This window comes from Aeromonas sp. 159 (genome assembly GCF_963862045.1).
GTDB lineage: Bacteria > Pseudomonadota > Gammaproteobacteria > Enterobacterales > Aeromonadaceae > Aeromonas > Aeromonas veronii.
On the sequence record NZ_CAWLMI010000097.1, the window covers coordinates 20,217 to 27,561 of the forward strand.

Genomic DNA, 7,345 nt, shown 5'->3' on the forward strand with positions numbered 1-7,345 from the left:
TAAGAATGCAATCACAGCATGATGGGGATAAAGCGGCTGGCTCACAAGAGCCAGCGCTCAGTTATGTTGTATCGGCAGGCGAATATGGAACTGGGCGCCCTGGCCCGGTTCGCTGGCACAGCTGATACGGCCTTTCAGCAGTTGCACCACCAGGTTGTAGATGATGTGGGTGCCCAGACCGCTGCCACCCTGACCCCGCTTGGAGGTGACGAAGGGATCGAAGATGCGCGGCAAGATTTCGGGCGGGATGCCGCGGCCGTTGTCCGAGTAGTCGATAAACAGCTCCTCTCCCTGCTGTTCCACCTTGATGGTGATCTTCTTCGGTTTATCCCAGCTGTCGAACCCGTGGTTGATGGAGTTGAGGATCAGGTTCGAGTAGATCTGGGTAAAGCTGCCCGGGAAGGAGAAGATAGACAGCTTGGGATCGCACTGGATATCCACTTCGCACTGGCTCTTCTTCAGTTTGTGGCCAAGCGATACCACCACCTGATGGAGGTTGTCGGCGAGGCTGAAGTTGTATCGTGCTTCCGATGACTGGTCGACAGCCACCTGTTTGAAGCTGGCGATCAGCTCAGAGGCGCGCCGCAGGTTGCTCTGCAGCAGTTGCATCGACTCGTCGAGGTTGACGGTGAACTCGTTGAGATAGGAGCGAGACAGCTGCTTGGAGTCGATATGAGACTTGAAGTCGGCGACCCGCTCTTGCAGGTAGGAGGAGGCGGTCACGCTGATGCCGATGGGGGTATTGATCTCGTGTGCCACCCCGGCCACCAGCGAGCCGAGGGAGGCCATCTTCTCCGACTCCACCAGGGTCTGCTGGGCCTGTTTCAGGTCGTCGTACGCCTTGCCGAGCTGGTTGTTGGCTTCGCTCAGGCTGCGGGTGCGCTCTACCACCTTGCCTTCCAGCTGCTCGTTGAGCTGGATTATCTCCCGCTCGACCTTTTTCAGCTGGGTGATGTCGTAGCCGAAGCCGATCTGGTACTTGAGGTTGGGACCATCGTAGAAGGGGACGAAGGTCCATTGCAGTACCAGCTCATGGGCTTGCTGGTCATGCATGATGACCTCTTTGTCTGATAGTGAACCTTCCGCCGCCAGAATATCGTTCAGCTCTTCCCGTTGCGCCGGGCTGACAAAGAGATCCAGCCAGTTGTGCTGGAGCAGCTCCTGCTGGTGGTAGCCGGTCAGCAAGATGGCTGCCGGGTTGATGCTGGCGATGGTCAAATCCGGTTCCATGCAGCAGATGACCATGTTGGCCGAGTTGATCAGGGTGGCGGAGAAATCCCGCTCCTGTTGCAGTTGTTCCACCGCCTGATGGCGAGCAACCAGCTCGTCACGCAGTCGGGTACGCATCTGGTTGAGGGTGGAGACCAGGGTATCCAGCTCATCGGGTTTCTTGCGTGGCTGCGGGCGGCCTTCCAGCTCCAGCGCCATGTCGAGCCGATCGAGGTTGAACTTCTGGGCGTAGTTGGCGATGCGGTTGATGTGCCTGACTACCAGATAATAAATGATGATCAGGATGCAAAATGAGACCACCAGCGTTTTGATGGTTTGGCTGACCATGATCAGCACCGATTTTTCGATGAGGCGCTGGTAGATCTGCTCGAGAGAGGCGGCAACGAACAGCTTGCCGACAATCTCCCCCTGATAGGTGAGGTTGAATTCTCGGGAGATATCATAGCTTTCCCGCTCGACCCCCTGGGTCAGCAGCGGGACTTCGGAGTTGCCGAGCATCTCCTTGACCATCACGAACTGCATATTGGGCAGGTTCATGATCCCTTCAATTTGCACTTTGACCTGCTCTTCATCCAGGTTCCACAAGCTGGCTGCGATGGGTTGCAGGAAAGAGGCCTCGATCTGGCCGATGCTGTCTTCGATGACGGCGACATCCTTGCGGTAATCCCAGGCGAGTTGCAGCGCCGTAATGATCATCGCCAATACGGTACTGCAGACCAGAATGTAGGAGAGCAGGCGATATGAGAGTCCGTTGCGGCCTACGGCCCTGGCGGTCTTGGTGAAGAGTCCTGACATGGCGTCCTTGCGGTCTGGATGTGGTGTTTTTTAGTTTAACTGCTTCATGCACTTATGTCGTCTTTCCTGCGAAGCATAAAAAAGGCCCCGTATCGGGGCCTTTGCATGTCATTGATGATTAATGTCCGCCGTTTGCTTTGGGCGGAATGGTTTCATCGAATACCGGCAAGGGTTTGTGCTCGGAAGCCAGATAGGTGTAGATCACCGGCAGCACGAACAGGGTGAACAGGGTACCGATGGCAAGACCTGCCACGATGACGATACCGATACTGAAACGCTGTGCCGCACCGGCGCCTGCGGCGTAGAGCAGCGGGATCAGACCGGCAATCATGGCGGCCGTGGTCATCAGGATCGGACGCAGACGCACCTTGGCAGCCTGCATCACAGCTTCCATCCGGTTCATGCCGCGCAGCAGCTGCTCTTCCTTAGCTACTTCACAGATCAGGATACCGTGCTTGGTAATCAGACCCACCAGAGTGATGAGGCCCACCTGGGAGTAGATGTTCATGGTCGCCATCCCCCATGCCAGGGCAATCAAGGCCCCGCTGATGGCGAGTGGTACAGAGACCATGATGACCAGCGGGTCACGCACCGACTCGAACTGGATCGCCAGCACCAGGAAGATGATGGCCAGTGCCAGCGCGAAGGTGGCATAGAGCGCATTGCCTTCGGTGACGAACTGACGGGCTTCACCCATGAAGTCGTAACGATAGCCTTGCGGCAGCTTCTCGTCGGCGGTGGTCTGGAACCAGTTGATCGCATCACCCATGGCCACGCCCGGAGCCGGAACGGCGCCTATGGTGGCAGAGTTCAGCTGGTTGAAGTGGGGCAGGGCGCGGGGCTCGCCAACCACTTCAATGCTGATCAGGCTGCCGAGCGGGATCGACTTGCCGTCGGCGGCCCGCACGTAGTAGCCCTTGATGGACTCCGGATTGAGACGGTACTTGCGCTCGACCTGCGGGATCACCTCGTAGGAGCGGCCATCCAGGTCGATACGGTTGACGTAACCGTCCGCCATCATGGTGCCCATGGTGATTCCGATATCCTGCATGGTGATGCCGTAGGCACCCGCCTTGTCCTTGTCGATGCGGATCTTCATGGTGGCGGAGTCGTAGTTCAGATCGAGATCCGAATAGACGAACTGACCGTTACTCTGTGCCGCGGCCAGAATTTCACCGGCCACCAGGAACAGGCTTTCGAAGCTGTTCGGGGTGGTGATGACGAACTGGATCGGCAGACCACTCGATGCACCCGGCAGTTCCGGGAACTGGAAGGTGGTGATGGCCATACCTGGGATGTCTTTCACCAGATTGGCGACCCGGTCCAGCACCTCTTTCTGGCTCGCTTCACGCTGGCTCCAGGGCACCATGGAGGCGATACCGAACGCCTGGTTGGCGTTGAACACCCCTGAGAAGACCTGGGAGAAGGCGATCTCGGGCTGGTCGTCCAGGATCTTGTTCACATCCGCCATGGTGTTTTCGATGTAGTCCAGGTTGGCGTTGGACGGTGCGGTACCCAGCACGGCCATTACCCCCTTGTCCTCTGACGGTGCCAGTTCGCTCGGGATGAACTTGAACAGCAGCGGCAGGCTGGCGAAGACGATGACGGCGAATACCACGATGACGGGGCGCTTTTTCATCACGGCGTGCAGCATGCTGTCGTAGCGATCGGTCATCCGCTCCAGCAGGTGGTGGACTGTGCTCTCGAATTTGCCCGGCTTCTCGTTGGCCTTGAGCATCTTGGAACACATCATCGGTGACAGAGTCAGGGCGATGATGCCCGAGACGAACACGGCGCCAGCCAGCGTCAGGGCAAACTCCTTGAACAGGGAGCCTGTTATACCACCCATCAGGGCGATAGGCGCGTATACCGCCGCCAGGGTGACCGTCATGGCGATAACCGGTACCGCGATCTCGCGGGTACCGATAATGGCGGCCCGGAAGGGTTCTTCCCCCTCCTTGATATGGCGGTCGACGTTCTCCAGCACCACGATGGCGTCATCCACCACCAGACCGATCGCCAGCACCATCGCCAGCAGGGTCATCAGGTTTATCGAGAAGCCGAACATATCCATCATCATCACTACGCCGATAAGACTGAGCGGAATGGTGATGATCGGGATGATGACCGCGCGGAACGAACCGAGGAACAGGGTGATGACCACCAGAACGATGGCGGCTGCCTCCAGGATGGTCTTGATAACCTCGTGGATGGACTCGTTGATCGCCACTGTTGAGTCATACATCACGTTGAGACGCATGGTGCTCGGCATATTGCGCTCAAGGCTCGGCAGCAACGCCAGCACATCGTGGGCGATGTTGATGGGGTTGGCTGTCGGCGCAGCGTTGACCGCCATGACCACTGCTTCGCGGCCGTTGGCGCTGGCACGATAGATGTCGTGGCTCTTCTCGAGGGTCACCTTGGCAATGTCGGAAAGGCGGATCACCTTGCCGTCACGGGTAGCAACGACCAGACGCTTCAGCTCGTCGACATCCTTGACCTGGGTCTCGGCGTTGCCGTTGAACAGGGTGAAGTAACCGGTCGCCTGACCTGTCGCGGACTGATAGTTGTTGCTGTTGAGCACCGTCATCACGTCACTGGCAGTCAGGTTGAAGGCCGCCATCTTGGCCGGATCCAGCCATACCCGCAGGGCAAACTCGACACCACCGTAGAGATCAACCTTGGAGACCCCGCCCACGGTAAAGAGCTGCGGCTTGATAACCCGCTCCAGATAGTCGGTGATCTGGCTGGAATTGAGCTCCGGGCTGGTAAAGCCGAGGTAGAGCACCGCCGTGGTTGAACCGGTGGAGGAGGTGACCGACGGGTCTTCCGCCTCTTTCGGCAACTGGGAGCGCACCGAGTTCACCTTCGCCAGGATGTCGGACAGCGCGGCGTTGGGGTCGGTGTTGAGCTTCATGTACGCAGTGATGGTGGAGCTACCCAGCTGGCTGGAGGAGGTCATGAAGTCGATGTTGTCGGCTTGCGCGACCGCCTGTTCCAGCGGCTGGGTGATGAACCCCTGGATCAGATCAGAACTGGCGCCATAGTAGCCAGTGCTGACGGTGATCACCGTGTTGGTCACCTCGGGGTATTCCCGTACCTGCATCTTGAAGATGGCCTGAAAGCCCAGCAAGGCGATCAGGAAGCTGAGCGAGATCGCCAGCACAGGCCGTTTTATAAATATGTCAGTAAATCGCATCGCAGATCTCCGCGCTTACAGCATCGGGGTTTGTGCCGGAACGGCCAGGGCATCGTTCTCGACCACATGCACCTTGGTGTCGTTGCTCAGGCGAACCTGACCCGACAGTACGATCTGGTCACCGGCCTGGATGCCGGAGAGCACATGCACATCGTTGCCACGGCGCTCACCCGCCTTGACCACAACCTGCTTGGCTCGCAGCACTTTCACCTTGTTACCCTCTTTGTCGGTCTCTTCGCCCTCTTTGAGCACGTAGACGTTTTGACCGTAAAGGGTGAAGGAGATAGCGCTCTGCGGGATCACAATCTGATCTTTCACCGTCGGCAGAATGATGCTGGCGCGGGCGAACATACCGGAACGGAGCTGACCGTCGTTGTTCGGAATGTCTGCCTGTACCTGGATCAGGCCGCTCTGGAAGTTGACCGCAGGTTCGATGGCGGTGATGTGACCATCAAACTGGGTTTGCGGATAGGCATCCACATTGATCTTGATGGTCTGGCCCAGCTTGATTTTGGAGATATCGGTCTGGGGCACGGTGAAGCGCAGGCGCATCACGCTGGTATCTTCCAGGCGCACGATATCTGTGCCCGGCTGCAGATACTGACCGAGGAACACATTGCGCAGGCCGACCACGCCGCTAAAGGGCGCGCGCACTTCACGACGGGCAATGGTCGCCTTCAGACTCTCGATATCCGCTTCCAGCGAACGATAGGCCGCTTCGGCTTCATCCAGCTGCTCTTTGGAGATGGAGCTGGTCTTGTAGAGGTTCTGGAAACGATCGAACTTGGCTTTTGCCGCCGGTAGCTTGGCCTGGGAGGCGCGCAGATTGGCCCGCTCCACGGTGGAGTCCAGGCTCAGCAGCAGCTGGTCAGCCTTGACCGGTTTGCCCGACTCGAAGGTGATGGCGTCAATGGTACCTGCCAGTTCGGTGGAGAGGGTCACCCCCTGATTCGGCTCGATGAAGCCGATCGCTTCGATGGTCGGTACCCAATCCTGCGCCTTGGTCACCATGGCGGTGACGGGGAACTCGGGTTCCGGCCGGTTGGCCATATATTGGGCAATCATCTTCTGTTTGAACAAATTGAAGCCGATGACGCTGCCAAACAAGGCGATCGCTATCAGCAACATAATGGCCATCCACTTTTTCATGAACAGGCTCCTGAGGTGGAAAGATTGGGGGATAAAATGGCATTCCAGCTGGCCCGGATCGCGGTTTCCAACTGCGATTCGGTCAGCGTGATGTTGTGCACCCTGCACTGCAGGGCCAGATGCATGACACTGTCCAGACTCAACACCTGGAGTGCCCGTATCGGTAAATCAATAAACAATCCTTGTTCAACGCCCTGTTCAAAAAATCGGTCCAGAGGCTCCCAGGCGGCCAGAATGACAGGATTGGTTTCCAATTCTGCCCCTAGCGGAGAGCTCTCGTACTGCAATTTGCACCGGATAGCGTTGGGTTCGTTAACAAAAATGGCATGAATATTGAGCCATAATTGGCGAAATTGTTGAAATGAAACTTTATCGATTGCTACATCGGCCATGACCATGGGCACACACTGCAAGATAGTGTGCTGGTGCAGTTGCCGGATCAGATCATCCTTGTCGCCGAAGTAGCGATAGATGGTGCCTGTGGCAACATTGGCTTTCTTGGCGACTTCCGCAATCGACAGACCATGAAAACCCCGTTCACCCAGTACCTCATGGGCCGCGTTGAAGATGCTCTCTTTTTTATCCAGAATCATCAGTGTGACTTTCGATTGAATGAACGTTCATTCATTCTAGATGGGCATCAAATCAAGTCAAGGCAGCAAGGCGATTTGCGACTGCGATCTGCCCCTTTTCGGCTGTCAGCTGGGGAGTATTGGAAGAAAAGTGTGCAATGTGCTTGAAAAAACAACGAACAGTGTTTCGGTGACAGAAAAGTGTAGACAAACCAGCACCCATCATTAATAATGCGCCCCGTTCGACAGCGTAGCGCCCGTAGCTCAGCTGGATAGAGCGCTGCCCTCCGGAGGCAGAGGTCACAGGTTCGAATCCTGTCGGGCGCACCATCAAAAGTGCGTCGGTTAAACGGGCGTTGTTGTGGAACGAAAACAGCTGTGGTGGCTGTAGCTCAGTTGG

The 7,345-nt window shown here is 57.2% G+C and carries 4 protein-coding genes and 1 tRNA gene; 1 reads left to right on the top strand and 4 read right to left on the bottom strand.

What is annotated here, in order from left to right:
* Positions 1 to 57: 57 nt before the first annotated feature.
* The 4 genes from AACR14_RS15540 to AACR14_RS15555 all read right to left on the bottom strand — a co-directional run bounded on the left by AACR14_RS15540 (position 58) and on the right by AACR14_RS15555 (position 6,966).
* Positions 58 to 2,025 (bottom strand): ATP-binding protein, encoded by a 1,968-nt coding sequence (locus AACR14_RS15540; RefSeq protein WP_019446839.1) that lies wholly within the window; start codon positions 2,023 to 2,025, stop codon positions 58 to 60.
* Positions 2,026 to 2,143: 118 nt separating this feature from the next.
* Entirely contained in the window at positions 2,144 to 5,224 is a 3,081-nt protein-coding gene (locus AACR14_RS15545) for a multidrug efflux RND transporter permease subunit (protein WP_005339270.1), read from the bottom strand.
* 15 nt (positions 5,225 to 5,239) lie between these two features.
* Positions 5,240 to 6,373 carry an efflux RND transporter periplasmic adaptor subunit gene (locus AACR14_RS15550; protein ID WP_005339268.1) on the bottom strand — a complete coding sequence of 378 codons (1,134 nt, stop codon included), beginning with the start codon at positions 6,371 to 6,373 and terminating at the stop codon, positions 5,240 to 5,242.
* Positions 6,370 to 6,966 (bottom strand): TetR/AcrR family transcriptional regulator, encoded by a 597-nt coding sequence (locus tag AACR14_RS15555; protein WP_005339267.1) that lies wholly within the window; start codon positions 6,964 to 6,966, stop codon positions 6,370 to 6,372. The genes AACR14_RS15550 and AACR14_RS15555 overlap by 4 nt, the downstream gene beginning before the upstream one ends.
* A 232-nt stretch (positions 6,967 to 7,198) precedes the next feature.
* Here AACR14_RS15555 and AACR14_RS15560 point away from each other — a divergent pair.
* A tRNA-Arg gene (locus AACR14_RS15560) sits at positions 7,199 to 7,275 on the top strand.
* The last annotated feature ends 70 nt before the right edge of the window (positions 7,276 to 7,345 follow it).

Excerpts from the sequence above, each read along its gene's own strand:
- AACR14_RS15545 (WP_005339270.1), bottom strand. The coding sequence starts at position 5,224 with ATGCGATTTACTGACATATTTATAAAACGGCCTGTGCTGGCGATCTCG.
- AACR14_RS15550 (WP_005339268.1), bottom strand. The coding sequence starts at position 6,373 with ATGAAAAAGTGGATGGCCATTATGTTGCTGATAGCGATCGCCTTGTTT.
- AACR14_RS15540 (WP_019446839.1), bottom strand. The coding sequence starts at position 2,025 with ATGTCAGGACTCTTCACCAAGACCGCCAGGGCCGTAGGCCGCAACGGA.
- AACR14_RS15555 (WP_005339267.1), bottom strand. The coding sequence starts at position 6,966 with ATGATTCTGGATAAAAAAGAGAGCATCTTCAACGCGGCCCATGAGGTA.